Here is a 14,752-nt window from a genome sequence, read left to right on the forward strand (position 1 = left end):
GTGATCAAACGACGGCGGCAACTACCCGGTTGCGCAACGCCAACGTCAGCAGATAATAGATGATGCATGAGACCAGCAGCGAGTTTAGCGTTGGAACACCCCAGTCGATGATTATCCCCACCGCACTGCCGATGAGGGTGGCGATAATAGCCACCCAGCCAATCCCCGGCGTTTGGTCATCGTCGGGCAGCTTGCCTTGCGTGCGGCTGCTATCCAGCGCTGCGCGATGAGTGCGTAACAACAGATAGTCGACCAGCATAATACCGAGAATCGGTGGAAACACGACGCCGAGAAAAGTCAGGAAATCTACGAAGTGGTCAAGAATTCCAAGCACCGACAGCAGAGTGCCTGCCAGACCGATCGCCAGCGTGGTATATTGGTATTGCAGCTTTTTGCCAAATATTCCTTCTACGGCGTTGATCACCCCAAGTGAAGAGGAATAAAGGTTCAAATCGTTAACGCGCAGAGTAGAAAGGATAACCACCAGCAGTCCTGTCCCGCCCGCTGCTTGTGACATTATGCTCACCACATCGGCAGTTTGCAGGGTGCGCGCGATCATAATTGCCAGTCCGTTTACGATAAATTCGCCGGCAATAATCGTCGTCAGCGTTATCGCCGCCACCTGTTTTGCCGAACGGGAATAGCGTGTCAGGTCCGGCGTCATCAGGCTGGCAACGGTTGCCCCGCCGACCACCATAGTGATGGCGGCGCTAAGGGTAAGCGGGCTACCGCTGGGGGTCAACTCACTGATCTGCTGCAGGCTGTGCCCGGACAGAGTACGGAATGAGATAAAACCAACCAGGCAGATAAACAGCGGCACCGCAATGCGTGCCGTGAACCGCAGCGCCTTAAAGCCAAAAGTAACCACAATGGTCAGCAGCAAGCCAGTCAGGCTGGCCGCCAGCGGAAAGCCCAGCGCGTCACCGAGGGCGAAATTCAGCGATTTGGCAAATATGGCATTTTGAATGCCAAACCAGCCCAGCAGGCTGACTGCCACAACCAGGCCGATTAACACCGATCCAAAACGACCAAAACCGCACCAGCGTGCCAGCAGGCTACCGGCGATGCCTTCTTGCATTCCGGCGTAGCCAAGACCAAAGGTGACGATGCCAAAAATCACGCTACCGGCTAAAATAGCCAGGAACGCCGAGCCTAAACTCATCGAATCACCCAGGATGGCGGCGAGCATAAATTGATCCAGCGCGGTTAGCATTCCCATATGGACAACCGCAACGCTTAAAAAAGAGACGCGCTTATTTTCAGGCACGCGACTGAGTGGATAATCTTCAATACGGATCACTCTGAGTTTCCTTGTGTACGATTAAATAAACTGGATGCCCTTTTTGATCAGACTATCCGGAATAAAGTGATCCAGCCCGGCCTGGTGGCAAAACTCTTCAAACTGGCACAGCGTATGTACCCCGGCCTTTTGATAAAGAGTATAAATACGGTTTTCTACCGTGCGTTGGCTGAGTTTACAAAGTCGGGCTATTTCTTTAGCTGTTAAGCGTTGCAGTAGTAAAAATAACGTATCAAGTTCGGCGCGGGTAAACAGATCGCTGTTGGCTTCGGTGGTCAGTACGCCGGGTTTTTGTTGAGCGATATATTTCAGCGGCGACATGGTGTCGAGCAGTCTGGCATTCCACGCGACGCCAATAAAAGTGCCATTTTTGTCATACAGCGGCAGTTTCTCACTGATGTAGGGCGACAAGGTTTTCTGCCCGAACCAGTAATGGGTTTCAATGACGGCCACACGACCATTGTGTGCCTGGGTACGGCGGTCGTGCTCGATCATTTCAGCTTCGTACTCGGCCCAGGCTGCCGGGAATTCACCGTCGAACCGACCCTCTATTTGAAAATTTTGCGGCGTATTGGTGTAGAGATATGCCGCCTTATTCATATAAAGATGACGTGATCCCGCGTCTTTGATGCCCCAGGGCTCGGACAAATGCTCCATCATGTTAATCAGGGCGCTGAAGTTGGCATGTTGCGCTATTTCCATATTCCCTCCGTGGACTATTTCTGTCATAACGTTTTCGCCAGGTAGTGACAGTTATGCTGAAAGGCATACCTGCCAGGCTCGCCACAGGTGAAAAACCTGACTTTTAGTAGAATTTTTGGTACTGACAGTCAACTGTACCGACACAGGCTATATGGCAATCGCGCTGCTTCGTTTCCTGTCAGGCCATTTGCATCAGGTCTCGCGCCATGCCTTGACCAGACCTGCTTTCGCCTACCCATAGATACTGAATATCCAGAGCGCCCTGCCAGGCCTTTGCGACCAGACCGGCGGAAATGTAATTATGTTCATCACTCAGTGGTCGTGTTAGCGGATGGATATCGACCGGTGTGCTTTTTGCCTTAAGCCACCACGGGCTATCGGCAACGAATGTCTCGTCGGCAGAAGCATGGCTATCACTTACGGTGATGTTCATTGATAGGGCACTCTCATTTTTAGCCGTAAATTGAACAGGATGATTTATATAGTACCGGATGTAATTATCATCTTTCCTTCATGAATATCAAGAGTGTTTTCTCCCCCTTTCCCCAACGGATAAAAATCCCTATGGTGTGGACAGGGACGATGCCAATTTAGCACTATGCTGATACCATGCCGTCCTCGCCGTCTGCCACAAAACAGAATCAAGCCTCACCAGGGAAGGTTTGTCAGATAAGATCTTGCATCATTTAATAACAAAAATTTATCGTTTTACGATAAGGGCCGCAGATTGTGCGGCCCCTTTTTCATTGTCGCAGCAGCGACTGGCCGGGAGTGGACTCGCTGCCAGTCAAAAGATAAGTTTAACGACGTAACATGAAGGTTTGCTTACATCTGCCGCCTGAAAAAACTTTCTCCCTTGCAATAAGAAATCGGTCATTCGGTGAATGACCGCAATCATTTCATCGTTTTGCTGGTAAGGATGAGGAGCAGGCTGATTTGCAGAAGCTTTTACGCGCGTGGGGTTGCTGGCAAAGTGCTGCATGCCAGCCGGATGACGGGTTGGTCACTGCTGGTACGGGAGGTAGCGGAGATGAATAACCGGTAATTTGTGCTGTTCCGCTTAGCCGGAGTAACGCTATTGTGCCTGCATCGCGCTTATACAGCTGTCAATGTTTTTAGCCGACTTCTCTTTCTGCCCGTCACTGAGAGTTTGATATCGCGCTATCGATCGCTGGCCCAGCCGATCGTCCCAGGCCACCTGTTTTAGCGACCATGAGTTGTTTTCGCTGACGATCACCGTACGCAGTTTATCGGTAAAATCCTGCGGGCTGGTCGGGGGGCCAAGAACCACTACTGCCGCACAGGTGGCGGCATCGTAATGTGCATCATGCGCTGGCGTACGCAACGTGAACCACCCCAGTAACAGGACGGTAACGGCAAGGATTAACAGCAGGAAGTGCTTTTTCATCTCGGTTTATCCGTGCGCGATAACAGGAAGGGCATTATACGAATAATCCGACAGGATAAAGTGTCAATGATGCGCTTTACGGCACAAACCCTCATGCTAGGGGATTGCATTGCAAATCGTTGCTTTAATCGGGTAGCTGGTAAGCGGCTTAATTTCCGTCATAACAAACATGCTCTGCATCGCTTTGATCCCTGTCAGGCGGCGTAGTACCGTCATAGAAAAATCGGCATAGGCATCAAGATCCCCGGCTACCACCTGTAACAAAAAGTCGGCATCACCGCCGATGCTGTAACAGGCTATCACCGACTCCAGCGCCATGACCTCCTGCTCGAATTTGCGCGCCTGCGCTTCGCTATGGCTATCGATCGCTACACGCACAAACACCATAACACCGAGGCCAATTTTCTTACGATTCAGTACAGCGCGATACCCCTGAATGACCTTATCGTCTTCCAGTTTGCGCACTTTGCGCCAGCACGGTGATGCTGACATACCAATCTCGTCGGCCAGCGTCTGATTAGTGATACGCGCATCTTTTTGCAACAGAGCAAGAATCTTCATTTCTGGCAGGCTTAAGGTCATAATGAAAGGTATCTTCTTTAAATTGGTGATTTTGCGGTTAATTCTGCCTTTTTCTGCATATTTATCAAGCTATACGGTTAACCTTTTCCTGTCAGGTACACAGGTCATTATTGCCTGAATTTTCAGCCCTCAAGCGTGATTGTGATGAATGTTAAAGCTGTCCACCCGCATTGTGCCAACAGGTTGTGAATCGAGGGGGAGAAGGGGGGAATGTTACCAGCAGGATCCTGCTGGCGTAGCCCATCCCATGCGAAGGCGTTTAAGCTGCTGCCTGTGTTTTACCGCGAGTAGACCACCAGCACAGTAGCGATCCAATACTGATCATGCCAGCACCCTGCCAGAAGTTAACCGACAGGCTGGAGTTGAGTAAAAAAGCCGCCAGCAGCGCTGAAATCACCGGAATAAAGTAGGACGCAGTCGCCAGTACGGTGACGTTGCCGTGCAGGATACCGGTGTTCCACGCGGCGTAGCCGAAGGCCATCGCCATTGCGGCCAGGCTGAGTTTGACCAGTACCGGCACGCTGAAAGCCATTTCCGGCTGCGGTGCGCAGCAGTATTTCATCCACAGCACCAGCGCGGTCAATATAAAAAACAGCGTGATTCCGTTACTGCCCCGGGCTATTTTTTGCGTCAGTACGCAGTACACCGCCCAGATAAGCGCACCGGCCAACGCCAGCCCGTAACTGAGCGGCTCAGAGGCAACGTTATTAGCGATTTCAGCCAGCGACAGGGTGCGATCGCCTGCCAGCACCAGGCAGATGCCGGTCAGTGAGATGAGTATTCCCGGAATGATCAGCAGGCTGAATTTTTGCCGGGTGATGAGCACGCTGAGCAGCGCGGTCAGGCTGGGCCAGAGATAATTCACCATGCCGACTTCGATGGCCTGGTTGTCGCTGCGGGCATAGCCGAGCGACAGCGACAGACAGAGTTCATAGCTGACGAACAGCAGGCTGCCGACGAACAGATAGCAGCGTGGGAAGGTTTTGATCCTGGGGAAGCCGACCGTTAGCACCAATAACAGGGCGCTAAGCGTATAAATCATCGCTGCCCCGCCTGTGGCTCCTAATCCTTCGCTAACGCTGCGAATCAGCCCTACAATAGCGCTCCATAACAGAATGGCGATTAGCCCGATTAGCGTGGCGTTTTTTTGTCTCATGGCTGGCGTCCCGGCAGTGGTGATTTGTCCCTGCCACGACTTTACAGGTTAGCTAAACGTGGTGCACCTGAATAAACTGTCGCTGCCAGAGCAAATGACGCGGCTTCAGGCGATTTTAACCATCGCCATACCGATCAGCAGTAGCAGTACGCCAGCCCAGCCTTTACGGTTCAGCCGCTGGCCGAACAGCATCCAGCCCGCGCCGATGGTGGCAACAATGCCGAAACCGCCCCACAGCGCGTAGGCGACGGAAAGATCGATACCTTCCACCGCCTGCGACAGCGCACTAAAGGCGGCAAGCACCGCCAGCAATGACAACATGCCGTAAACCTTGCGCTGAAAGCCGTCAGAGAATTTAAGAAAGATATTGGCGACAATTTCCAGCACCACCGCCGCCCCCAGCCATGCACCGTGGATCCATTCAAACGCTGACATGTTTCCCTCTGCAGTGCGTCCCGGATTTGATCAGGGCTATCCCCGCTACCAGCGTGACCAGACCGGCCATTTTGACCAGCGAAAATGATTCTTCAAACAGCATTACGCTGAACAGCGTAATAAACAGCAGCCCCACCCCTTCCCACATGGCATAGGCAACGCCCATGGCAATTTTTTTAATCGCCACCGAAAGGGCTAAATAGGACAGTGCGATCGCCAACGACATAACCGCATATCCCAGCGGATCACCGCTAATGCTTGACCACTTCATAAACAGGGTGCCGGTGATTTCAAGCGCAATCGCCACTGCCAGTAACAACCAGTAAATCATAATTTATCTTCCGCGAGATAACGTAATAACGCGCCGTGCCAGGAAAAGACCAGCAGGCAGCCTGAGTAACATTAAGTAACAGCCGGAAGCGTGACTAAAGCGCGTTGCGCCAGTGTTGTTCAGCGGAAGGATTAAATGCGAAAGAGAACAGAGAGAGGGAACGTTTTTGCCAGGTCTTGCTCTTATTGTCCATAATTTTTACAACTTATCCGCATTGTTGCTTCTCATCGGTGCGGAAAGGAAATTGTCCTCGATAGTTAAACACCCCGCTCTTGTACCATGTAAAGCGATGGCGCAGAAATCTTTTTCAATTCTTTACCCGGTGTTTTTGGCTTTTTATAGTTAATTATTCTTTATAATGATTTTTTTTATCTATTAAACCGCAAAGTTCTGCCCTGGCTGCGCTCCGTCATGGCCTCGAATGAACGCCGGATAGCGATGCAGTCAGGCGGTTTGGTTGATAAGTTATCGTACCAGCTCGCATTTCGTTGACTATTGGAAAGCAGGATCGCCGCTGTCAGGGTATGTTGCCTGCTTCAGGGAATAAGAGTCGCAGACAATGTACGAATTGAACTCAATTTTACTGCTGTTACAGCAGATGTGTGTGTTTCTGGTTATCGCCTGGCTGATGAGCAAAACAGGCCTGTTTATCCCATTGATGCAGGTGACGGTGCGGCTGCCGCATAAGCTGATGTGCTATATCACTTTCTCAATTTTTTGCGTTATGGGCACCTGTTTTGGCCTGCATATTGAGGATCCCGTCGCAAACACGCGGGCGATGGGTGCGGTAATGGGGGGGCTGCTCGGTGGGCCGCTGGTTGGTGGGCTGGTTGGCCTGACCGGCGGGCTGCATCGTTACTCGCTTGGCGGTATGACCGCGTTCAGCTGTACGATCTCAACCATCGTCGAAGGACTGCTGGCTGGGCTTGTACATGCCATACTGATTAAACGCGGGCGCAGCGATAAGGTCTTCAGTCCGCTGACGGCCGGCGCGATCACCTTTATTGCCGAACTGCTGCAAATGGTGATGATTATGCTCATTTCCCGCCCGTTCAATGATGCCGTGCACCTGGTGCAAAACACGGCTGCGCCAATGTTGATCGCTAACACCTTTGGCGCGGCGATGTTTATGCGTATTCTGCTGGATAAACGCGCAATGTTCGAGAAACATACCACGGCGTTTTCCGCCACCGCTCTGAAATTAGCGGGCTGTACCGAAGGCATTTTGCGCCAGGGGTTTAACTCGCAGAACAGCATGAAGGTGGCACAGGTGCTTTACCAGGAGCTGGATATCGGCGCGGTGGCGATCACCGATTGCGACAAACTGCTGGCATTTACCGGCATCGGCGATGACCATCATTTGCCGGGAAAGCCGATCTCTTCATCCCTGACACGGAAAGCAATCGATACTGGAGAAGTGGTTTACGCCGACGGGAACGCAGTCCCCTGTCGCTGTTCACTACTGGCTGGCTGCAAGCTGGGTTCCACTTTAGTTATCCCACTGCGTGGAGAAAATCAACGCGTGATAGGCACCATTAAACTGTATGAGCCGCGCAATCGGCTGTTCAGCTCGATTAACCGTACGTTGGGGGAGGGGATTGCACAGCTGCTGTCAGCACAGATCCTTACCGGGCAGTATGAGCGGCAGAAAGCACTGCTGGCGCAGTCAGAGATCAAGCTGCTGCATGCACAGGTCAACCCGCACTTTTTGTTTAATGCGCTTAATACTCTGTTGGCGGTGATCCGTCAGGATAGCGATAAGGCAGGTCAGCTGGTGCAATACCTGTCCACCTTTTTACGTAATAATCTCAAGCGTCCGTCGGAAATCGTCACGCTGGCTAATGAGATTGAACATGTGAATGCCTATCTGCAAATCGAACAGGCGCGCTTTCAGTCACGCCTGCGGGTTCAGCTGCGGGTGCCGTCGGAGCTGGGCCACTATCAGATGCCCGCTTTTATCCTGCAACCTATTATAGAAAATGCCATTAAGCACGGCACCTCACAGCTGATCGGCTGCGGTGAAATCACGCTGCAGGCCAGCCGTGAAGGTCAGTATCTGCTGCTGGACATCGAGGATAATGCCGGCCTTTATCTGCCGGAACAGCATGGCGGTGGGCTGGGTATAAGCCTGGTCGATAAACGACTGCGCGTGCGTTTTGGCGATGATTATGGCATTCACGTTGCCTGTGAACCCAATCATTTTACCCGCATTACTCTGCGTCTGCCGCTGGAGCCAGTATGTTCAGCGTATTGATTGTCGATGACGAGCCGCTGGCCCGCGACAATCTGCGGATCCTGTTGCAGGATCAAAGCGACATCAGGATTGTTGGCGAGTGCGCCAATGCCATTGAGGCGACAGGCGCGGTACATCGGCTGCGCCCTGACGTGCTCTTCCTTGATATCCAGATGCCGCGCATCAGCGGTCTGGAGATGGTCAGCATGCTGGACCCGGCACATCGGCCGTGGATTGTGTTTCTCACCGCGTTCGATGAATTTGCCGTGCAGGCCTTTGAAGAGCACGCATTTGACTATCTGCTTAAGCCGGTGGAGCCGTCACGGCTGGCAAAAACGCTGGCTCGTTTGCGCGCAGACCGGCATGGGCAGAATGTTCCGGTGCTGCCGGACAGCCAGCGGCCGCTGCGGTTAATACCCTGTAGCGGCCACCGCCGCATCATCCTGTTATCCCTTGAGGAGGTGGCGTTTGTCAGCAGCCGTTTGAGCGGGGTTTACGCCACCAGCCTGGATGGTACAGAGCGCTTCACCGAACTGACCTTACGTACCCTGGAAAGCCGCACGTCGCTGCTGCGCTGCCATCGTCAGTTTCTGGTGAATATGGCGCATGTGCGGGAGATACGTCTGGATGAGAGCGGTCAGAGGGCGCTGTTACTGCGCGGCGGCCACACCGTGCCGGTGAGCCGTCGCTACCTGAAAAGCCTGAAGGAGGCCATCGGGCTATAATTGCGGGCGTTACGCGCCCTCATGGCGCGCGCATGCTACGCGGATTTGTTCCTCATGCGGCTGGATCCGGCAAAGGCCAGCGCAGCCGGGCCGGCCGCCACCCCAGGCTCTTACCGTAGCAAAACACCGCCAGCAAAGGGTAGCGCCAGAACGATGTCAGCGTTAAACGCCTGGCGGATCGGCGTATGCTGTTAACAACAGCGCATCCCACCTTTGCCATCCCCGCCATAGCGCGCCTGCTGGCGGTCGCGGAAGAACTCCTGATAGGTCATGACTGCCTGGTCAGGGTGATGAGTCTGCATATGAAGCACATAAGTATCATAATCGGGGATGCCGACCAGCATCCTCGCCATCTGGCCAAAATATTTTTTCGCTGCCCCTGGATGATCAAACATGATGTTTTCCTGTAGCCCCGCCGTGGCGGGGTGGTTGAGCGGTTTTCAGTGGCCAGAAGAGAGTTCTACCCCTTCTTCGGGCACCGCGACACAGGCTGTTTCAGTATCTGTCCGCTGGTCAATCTGGCGTGCGCGCAGCCAGGCTTTGATGCCGTAAAAGAGAATGCTGTACACCACGACCAGAAACAGAATACTCAGCCCGGCATTGGTGTAGTTGTTAACCACGATATGATGCATATCGGCAATCTCGCGGGCGCTATGATTTGCGCCGCCAGCGGCCACTTTTGCCCGGTACTCGCCCGCCATGTAGAAGAAGCCTTCCATCTGTGGATTCTGGCTGAACAGCTTCAGCCCCAGCGCCCAGGTGGTGCAGATAAGTAGCCAGACGGCAGGGATCACGGTTACCCAAATGTAACGCATGCGCTTCATTTTAATCAGCACGACGGTAGCCAGCACCAGCGCCACGGCGGCCAGCATCTGGTTCGAAATGCCGAACAGTGGCCACAGGCTTTTCACACCGCCCAGCGGATCGACCACGCCCTGATACAACAGGTAACCCCAAAGCCCCACGCAGCCAGCCGTGCTGACGACGCCCGCCAGCAGCGAGTCGGTTTTTTTCAGGAACGGCAGAAAATGACCCAGCAGATCCTGCAGCATAAAGCGGCCGGAGCGCGTACCGGCATCCAGCGCGGTAAGGATAAACAGGGCTTCAAACAAAATGCCGAAGTGATACCAGAACCCCATATCGGCGATCGGCATCATTTTGTCAAAAACGTAAGCAATGCCGACCGCCAGCGTTGGTGCTCCCCCGGCACGGTTAAGCACCGAAGGCTCCCCGATGTCTTTAGCGGTTTGCATGATCTGTTCAGGACTGATGACAAAGCCCCAGGAACTGACGGTCGCCGCAGCCTGGGCGGTGACCTGCTGGAGCTGCGCCATAATCAGCGGTGCACCAGCCCCACCCAACTGGTGCAGGTTCGGCATGGTAATTCCCAACCCGGCGGGAGGCGTGTTCATGGCAAAGTAAAGCCCTGGCTCGATAATCGAAGCGGCCACCAGCGCCATTACCGCGACGAAGGATTCCATCAGCATGGCACCGTAGCCGATAAAGCGCGCATCGCTTTCACAAGCCAGCAGCTTCGGCGTGGTGCCGGAGGCAATCAGGGCGTGGAAACCGGAGACCGCGCCGCAGGCGATAGTGATAAACAGGAACGGGAACAGCGCGCCTTTCCATAGCGGCCCTGACCCATCGATAAAAGGAGTCAGCGCTGGCATCTTCAGCTGCGGATTCAGGATGATGATGCCGACCGCCAGGCCGACGATAACGCCAATTTTCAGGAAAGTCGCCAGATAGTCACGCGGGGCGAGGATTAACCACACCGGCAGCAGTGCAGAAACAAACGCGTAGCCGATCAGGGTGAAGGTAATCGTGGTGTCTTTAAAGGTCAGCGCCGGTCCCCAGTAAGCATCTTGCGCAATCACGCCGCCAAACCAGATGCTGGCGATCAGCAGTAACACGCCAATCAGTGCAATTTCGCCCACGCGTCCGGGGCGGATAAAGCGCATATAAATGCCCATAAACAGGGCTATCGGCAGCGTTGAGCACACGGTAAATACGCCCCACGGACTTTCCGCCAACGCCTTCACGACAATCAGCGCCAGCACCGCGAGGATAATAATCATGATCAGGAAGCAGCCGAACAGCGCGACACTACCGGGTATGGCGCCCATCTCATTTTTGATTATCTCGCCGAGCGATGCGCCATTGCGGCGAGAAGAGATAAACAGCACCATAAAATCCTGTACTGCCCCGGCCAGCACCACGCCAGCCAGCAGCCACAGTACGCCGGGCAGGTAACCCATCTGTGCCGCCAGTACCGGGCCAACCAGCGGCCCCGCCCCGGCAATCGCCGCAAAGTGGTGACCAAACAATACGTTGCGGTGCGTGGGTACGTAGTTCAGCCCGTCGTTGTTGACCACGGCAGGCGTGGCACGGCTCGCATCCAGTTTCATGACCCTTTGCGCGATAAACAGGCTGTAGTAGCGATATGCCACCAGATAGACCGAGACGGATGCCACAACGATCCACAGCGCACTGATATGCTCACCACGCCGCAGGGCAACCACGGCCAGGCAGCAGGCAGCGATGATCCCGACGATCATCCAGGGAATATGTTTAAGAATTTTATTTTTATGCATAGTGAACCCGGTTTTATGCAGGAAAAAGTCAAGCGAGCAATGCATGCTGATAGCAGGCATATGTTGGCAAACATCATTAGCCAGCGGGGGGAATAATTGATTAAGCGGTGAAATACCACGATAAGCGGTTAAAAATCGGGCTGGGCGGCTCTGCCCGCGGGTTTTTCACCTGAAAGTTGTGATGAAGATCTCACGCCTGAACAGAGATTCATTACGCCAAATAACGGCCACCCTGCCTGATGGTTCAGGCGGCCAACTCACGCTGGGCGCTCAGGCAGAAATCGGATGGTAAACTGACGTCTGTCAGCCCGGCAGTCGCGCCGCTTCAGCATTCAGGATTGCCAGCAGCCACGCACGAAAATCACGCATGGCGGCGGTTTCTGTGCGCGATTGCAGGCGGGTTAGCCAGTACCCGCCCAGGCTGATGCTCAGGCTGAAGGGCTGCACGATGCGCCCGCTGTTCAGCAGGTGGCTGAACATTGTCGGCGGTGCCAGCGCAATCCCCGCACCCGCCTGTGCCGCCTCCAGCATGGTCAGCGACGAGTCGAACATCATGATGTGTTGAGAGGGGGAGGGGAGACGTTCACCGGCTGCAGAAAACCAGGTTGACCACTCATCGCGGCGGTAAGATCGCAGCAGGGTAAAGCTATGCAGATTGCCCGGAGCGTGCAGCTGTGCGCCCAGCGCCGGGCAGCACAGTGGGGAGAGCGGCGCATCGCACAGAAAGTGCGATTCGGTACCGTGCCAGGCACCATTACCATAGCGAATGGCGTAATCCAGGCCTTCGGCCAGGCTATCAACGTGGTTATTGTGCGTTGACAGCAGCAGGTCGATATGCGGATGCAGGCGGCGAAAATCCTGCAGATGCGCCAGCAGCCAGCCAATGGCGAACGTGCCGACCACGCCAATTTTCATCTTTTCCCGCATCTGACCGTCGGCAAAACGATCCAGCGTATTGGCAATGCGATCGAAGGATTCGTTAAGGATCGGCAGCAGGCTTTCTCCTTCAGCGGTCAGCATCAGGCCGCGCGAGATACGAATAAACAGCTGACATTTCAGGTGTTGTTCCAGCGCCTTAACCTGCTGACTGATGGCGGCATGTGTCACGTTCAATTCTCTGGAAGCCTTAGTAAAACTTAATAATCTGGCAGCTGCTTCAAAGGCTCGCAGCGAATTTAGCGGGATATATGAACGCATTATGACCACACATGTAAGTTTTTCTATTACCTGATGCTAAATATAATCGTTTGTCACTGTGGGTCAACCCGTTCACACTTCGCGGAAAAAAGGAACCTCCTTACTCTTACCCAATGGAAGATCACCCGATGAAGAAAAAAACGCGCACTACGCTTCTGCTGTGCACCGCGCTTGCCGTAACCCCCTGGTTTAGCGCCGTTGCTGCCCCAATGACGCAGCAGCAGGTAACCAGGCTGGTGGATGACACCATCAAACCCCTGCTGGAAAAGCAGCACATTCCCGGCATGGCGGTGGCGGTGTTGTATCAGGGGCAGCCGCAGTTTTTTAACTACGGCGTGGCGGAAACTGAGCATCAGCGGGCGGTAACGCAACATACCCTGTTTGAACTGGGTTCGGTGAGCAAAACCTTCACCGGGGTGGCGGCCGGCGTTGCCATACAAACCGGACTGATTAATCTCAATGACAGGGTGGCGCTGCACTGTCCTGAACTTAATGGCGCGCAGTGGCAGAAGATAACCCTGCTTAATCTGGCGACTTACACCGCAGGCGGCCTGCCGCTGCAGCTGCCGGATGAGGTTACCGATACAGCCTCTCTGCAACACTATTTTCAGCAGTGGCAGCCGCAGTGGCCGGCAGGCACCATGCGTAATTATTCCAATGCCAGTATTGGCCTGTTTGGCGCACTGGCGGTGAAGAACAGCGGATTAAGCTTTGCTGACTACCTGAATACATCGGTGTTTCAGCCGCTAAAGTTAACCCGGACTTTTATCACAGTTCCGCCATCGGCGCAGGCCGACTACGCGTGGGGCTATAAGGACGGGCAGCCGGTGCGCGTCACGCCGGGGATGTTGGCAGCTGAAGCCTATGGGGTGAAATCCAGCACCGGGGATCTGGTGAAATATATGCAGGCAAACATCAATCCGGCGAGCTTATCCTCTGACAACAAGGAATTAGCAAAGGCGATTGTCAGCGCACAAACGCGTTATTACCGCGTCGGCAACATGTACCAGGGGCTGGGATGGGAAATGGTTAACTGGCCGATCTCGCCTGACGAGGTGATTGCCGGCAGCGGAAATGATATCGCCCTGCACGCCTGGCCTGCTACCGCGTTGAAAGCCCCTCAATCTGCCGTTGCTTCCTCCTGGGTACATAAAACCGGTAGTACTAACGGCTTTGGGGCCTATATCGCTTTTATTCCCGAGAAGCAGTTGGGCATTGTGATGCTGGCTAACAAGAATTACCCTAATCCACAACGCGTAGCAGCCGCCTGGCAGATCCTGCAGGCGCTGGACGAGTCGAAGCAGGAAGACGCGGGTGACAAAACGGCATTCTGTCACCCGCATTAAAGGATCATTTAAAGTTGAACTGGTCCGGGTGGTTTTCAAGACTCCCCGTCAAAGCAGCAAAGAGCACCGTCTTGCCATCAATGGACAGGTCGTCATCAATATTCAGCCAAAGCAGCGTTTGGCTGAATTCTTTCTCATCGCGGGTAGAAAACACGCCGGCCATTTTTTTTGCTTCAGCAGAGTAAAGCACGGCAATATTCTGCGCCGCGCAGTCATGCGGCTTGCAGGCGTTCAACACCAGGAAATGCTTACCGTCAATATCAACCTGCCGGTTCGGCGAGCTGGTGCCGCCCTCTGTTACCCACCCGGGCAACGGATGTTTTCCAACCATCTTTTTGAACGCGGCTTTTGTATCGTTATGGGTTGCCAGATCGCTGACCGTAAGGTCGCTTTGTGCGTAAGCGGACAGCGTTGAGACAGAAAGGAATAGTGCAATAAGTGTCTTTTTCATCACCGAAGCTCCTTGCAGTGGATTGATTGACATCCAGTCTAAGGTAGCAGGTTTTTTATGTCGCCGGGCGGCGATCAATGCAACAGCATTTTCTTCGCCTCGGGCATATTGAGTGGTGACAGGCAGAGAAAAGTTCCACAAAGAAAGGCTAATGCCATAAATAAAATTAAACCCGATATAAAACGGCGCCTGACGCGAAAAATTGGATGACCTGATGCTGGCGTGGGCACATTTTTTGATTATTTATCGAAGGTTTACCCCATCAAATGGGGATATTGCATCGATACCTGTT

At 53.8% G+C, this 14,752-nt stretch carries 16 protein-coding genes; 3 read left to right on the forward strand and 13 right to left on the reverse strand.

Translation table 11 applies throughout. The features are described from left to right. Positions 1 to 4 precede the first annotated feature (4 nt). The 9 genes from JGC47_RS02625 to JGC47_RS18080 form a co-directional block, all read right to left on the reverse strand. The gene (locus JGC47_RS02625) at positions 5 to 1,300 is read right to left on the reverse strand and encodes a cytosine permease (RefSeq protein ID WP_004155306.1); all 1,296 of its coding nucleotides are present in this window, start codon (positions 1,298 to 1,300) and stop codon (positions 5 to 7) included. A gap of 21 nt (positions 1,301 to 1,321) precedes the next feature. Continuing rightward, positions 1,322 to 2,002, reverse strand: coding sequence for a helix-turn-helix transcriptional regulator (locus tag JGC47_RS02630; RefSeq protein ID WP_004155307.1), 681 nt, complete (start codon positions 2,000 to 2,002; stop codon positions 1,322 to 1,324). A 178-nt stretch (positions 2,003 to 2,180) separates the two neighbouring features. Then, entirely contained in the window at positions 2,181 to 2,435 is a 255-nt protein-coding gene (locus tag JGC47_RS02635; RefSeq protein WP_004155308.1) for a hypothetical protein, read from the reverse strand. 642 nt (positions 2,436 to 3,077) lie between these two features. Next, on the reverse strand, positions 3,078 to 3,410 hold the full coding sequence (locus JGC47_RS02640) for a hypothetical protein (protein ID WP_004155312.1): 333 nt from the start codon (positions 3,408 to 3,410) through the stop codon (positions 3,078 to 3,080). A 96-nt stretch (positions 3,411 to 3,506) separates the two neighbouring features. Further along, entirely contained in the window at positions 3,507 to 3,992 is a 486-nt protein-coding gene (locus tag JGC47_RS02645; protein WP_004155313.1) for an Lrp/AsnC family transcriptional regulator, read from the reverse strand. A gap of 259 nt (positions 3,993 to 4,251) precedes the next feature. Continuing rightward, a complete protein-coding gene (gene yddG, locus JGC47_RS02650; RefSeq protein WP_004155314.1) occupies positions 4,252 to 5,148 on the reverse strand; it encodes an aromatic amino acid DMT transporter YddG in 897 nt (298 codons plus the stop codon). A 105-nt stretch (positions 5,149 to 5,253) separates the two neighbouring features. Next, positions 5,254 to 5,583 carry a multidrug/spermidine efflux SMR transporter subunit MdtI gene (gene mdtI, locus JGC47_RS02655; RefSeq protein WP_004155316.1) on the reverse strand — a complete coding sequence of 110 codons (330 nt, stop codon included), beginning with the start codon at positions 5,581 to 5,583 and terminating at the stop codon, positions 5,254 to 5,256. Continuing rightward, a complete protein-coding gene (mdtJ, locus tag JGC47_RS02660; RefSeq protein ID WP_004155317.1) occupies positions 5,570 to 5,914 on the reverse strand; it encodes a multidrug/spermidine efflux SMR transporter subunit MdtJ in 345 nt (114 codons plus the stop codon). The genes mdtI and mdtJ overlap by 14 nt, the downstream gene beginning before the upstream one ends. Before the next feature lie 94 nt (positions 5,915 to 6,008). After that, on the reverse strand, positions 6,009 to 6,107 hold the full coding sequence (locus JGC47_RS18080) for a protein YdgV (RefSeq protein WP_004155319.1): 99 nt from the start codon (positions 6,105 to 6,107) through the stop codon (positions 6,009 to 6,011). A gap of 366 nt (positions 6,108 to 6,473) precedes the next feature. On the opposite strand from JGC47_RS18080, the gene JGC47_RS02665 reads away from it, so the two are divergent. Both JGC47_RS02665 and btsR read left to right on the forward strand, forming a co-directional pair. After that, entirely contained in the window at positions 6,474 to 8,168 is a 1,695-nt protein-coding gene (locus JGC47_RS02665; RefSeq protein ID WP_004155321.1) for a sensor histidine kinase, read from the forward strand. Beyond that, positions 8,153 to 8,872, forward strand: a complete 720-nt coding sequence (gene btsR, locus JGC47_RS02670) for a two-component system response regulator BtsR (RefSeq protein WP_004155322.1) — start codon at positions 8,153 to 8,155, stop codon at positions 8,870 to 8,872. The genes JGC47_RS02665 and btsR overlap by 16 nt, the downstream gene beginning before the upstream one ends. 191 nt (positions 8,873 to 9,063) lie before the next feature. On the opposite strand, the gene JGC47_RS02675 is transcribed toward btsR, so the two are convergent. The 3 genes from JGC47_RS02675 to ampR all read right to left on the reverse strand — a co-directional run bounded on the left by JGC47_RS02675 (position 9,064) and on the right by ampR (position 12,666). Beyond that, on the reverse strand, positions 9,064 to 9,267 hold the full coding sequence (locus tag JGC47_RS02675; protein ID WP_004155323.1) for a YbdD/YjiX family protein: 204 nt from the start codon (positions 9,265 to 9,267) through the stop codon (positions 9,064 to 9,066). Between the two features lie 45 nt (positions 9,268 to 9,312). Further along, positions 9,313 to 11,466, reverse strand: coding sequence for a carbon starvation CstA family protein (locus JGC47_RS02680; protein WP_004155326.1), 2,154 nt, complete (start codon positions 11,464 to 11,466; stop codon positions 9,313 to 9,315). A gap of 303 nt (positions 11,467 to 11,769) precedes the next feature. Continuing rightward, positions 11,770 to 12,666 carry a LysR family transcriptional regulator AmpR gene (ampR, locus tag JGC47_RS02685; protein WP_099258394.1) on the reverse strand — a complete coding sequence of 299 codons (897 nt, stop codon included), beginning with the start codon at positions 12,664 to 12,666 and terminating at the stop codon, positions 11,770 to 11,772. 125 nt (positions 12,667 to 12,791) lie between these two features. Between ampR and ampC the strand changes: the two genes are divergently transcribed. Continuing rightward, positions 12,792 to 14,009, forward strand: a complete 1,218-nt coding sequence (gene ampC, locus JGC47_RS02690) for a class C beta-lactamase (protein ID WP_013036241.1) — start codon at positions 12,792 to 12,794, stop codon at positions 14,007 to 14,009. Positions 14,010 to 14,013: 4 nt separating this feature from the next. Here ampC and ivy read toward each other — a convergent pair whose 3' ends face one another. Then, positions 14,014 to 14,460, reverse strand: a complete 447-nt coding sequence (gene ivy, locus JGC47_RS02695) for an Ivy family C-type lysozyme inhibitor (RefSeq protein ID WP_004155331.1) — start codon at positions 14,458 to 14,460, stop codon at positions 14,014 to 14,016. Between the last annotated feature and the right edge of the window lie 292 nt (positions 14,461 to 14,752).

The organism is Erwinia amylovora (genome assembly GCF_017161565.1).
Lineage (GTDB): Bacteria > Pseudomonadota > Gammaproteobacteria > Enterobacterales > Enterobacteriaceae > Erwinia > Erwinia amylovora.

What these genes read in the sequence shown, in the direction of transcription:
- JGC47_RS02630 (WP_004155307.1), bottom strand. Translation starts at nt 2,002, where the DNA reads ATGGAAATAGCGCAACATGCCAACTTCAGCGCCCTGATTAACATGATG.
- JGC47_RS02635 (WP_004155308.1), bottom strand. Translation starts at nt 2,435, where the DNA reads ATGAACATCACCGTAAGTGATAGCCATGCTTCTGCCGACGAGACATTC.
- JGC47_RS02640 (WP_004155312.1), bottom strand. Translation starts at nt 3,410, where the DNA reads ATGAAAAAGCACTTCCTGCTGTTAATCCTTGCCGTTACCGTCCTGTTA.
- JGC47_RS02645 (WP_004155313.1), bottom strand. Translation starts at nt 3,992, where the DNA reads ATGACCTTAAGCCTGCCAGAAATGAAGATTCTTGCTCTGTTGCAAAAA.
- yddG (WP_004155314.1), bottom strand. Translation starts at nt 5,148, where the DNA reads ATGAGACAAAAAAACGCCACGCTAATCGGGCTAATCGCCATTCTGTTA.
- mdtI (WP_004155316.1), bottom strand. Translation starts at nt 5,583, where the DNA reads ATGTCAGCGTTTGAATGGATCCACGGTGCATGGCTGGGGGCGGCGGTG.
- mdtJ (WP_004155317.1), bottom strand. Translation starts at nt 5,914, where the DNA reads ATGATTTACTGGTTGTTACTGGCAGTGGCGATTGCGCTTGAAATCACC.
- JGC47_RS18080 (WP_004155319.1), bottom strand. Translation starts at nt 6,107, where the DNA reads ATGGACAATAAGAGCAAGACCTGGCAAAAACGTTCCCTCTCTCTGTTC.
- JGC47_RS02665 (WP_004155321.1), top strand. Translation starts at nt 6,474, where the DNA reads ATGTACGAATTGAACTCAATTTTACTGCTGTTACAGCAGATGTGTGTG.
- btsR (WP_004155322.1), top strand. Translation starts at nt 8,153, where the DNA reads ATGTTCAGCGTATTGATTGTCGATGACGAGCCGCTGGCCCGCGACAAT.
- JGC47_RS02675 (WP_004155323.1), bottom strand. Translation starts at nt 9,267, where the DNA reads ATGTTTGATCATCCAGGGGCAGCGAAAAAATATTTTGGCCAGATGGCG.
- JGC47_RS02680 (WP_004155326.1), bottom strand. Translation starts at nt 11,466, where the DNA reads ATGCATAAAAATAAAATTCTTAAACATATTCCCTGGATGATCGTCGGG.
- ampC (WP_013036241.1), top strand. Translation starts at nt 12,792, where the DNA reads ATGAAGAAAAAAACGCGCACTACGCTTCTGCTGTGCACCGCGCTTGCC.
- ivy (WP_004155331.1), bottom strand. Translation starts at nt 14,460, where the DNA reads ATGAAAAAGACACTTATTGCACTATTCCTTTCTGTCTCAACGCTGTCC.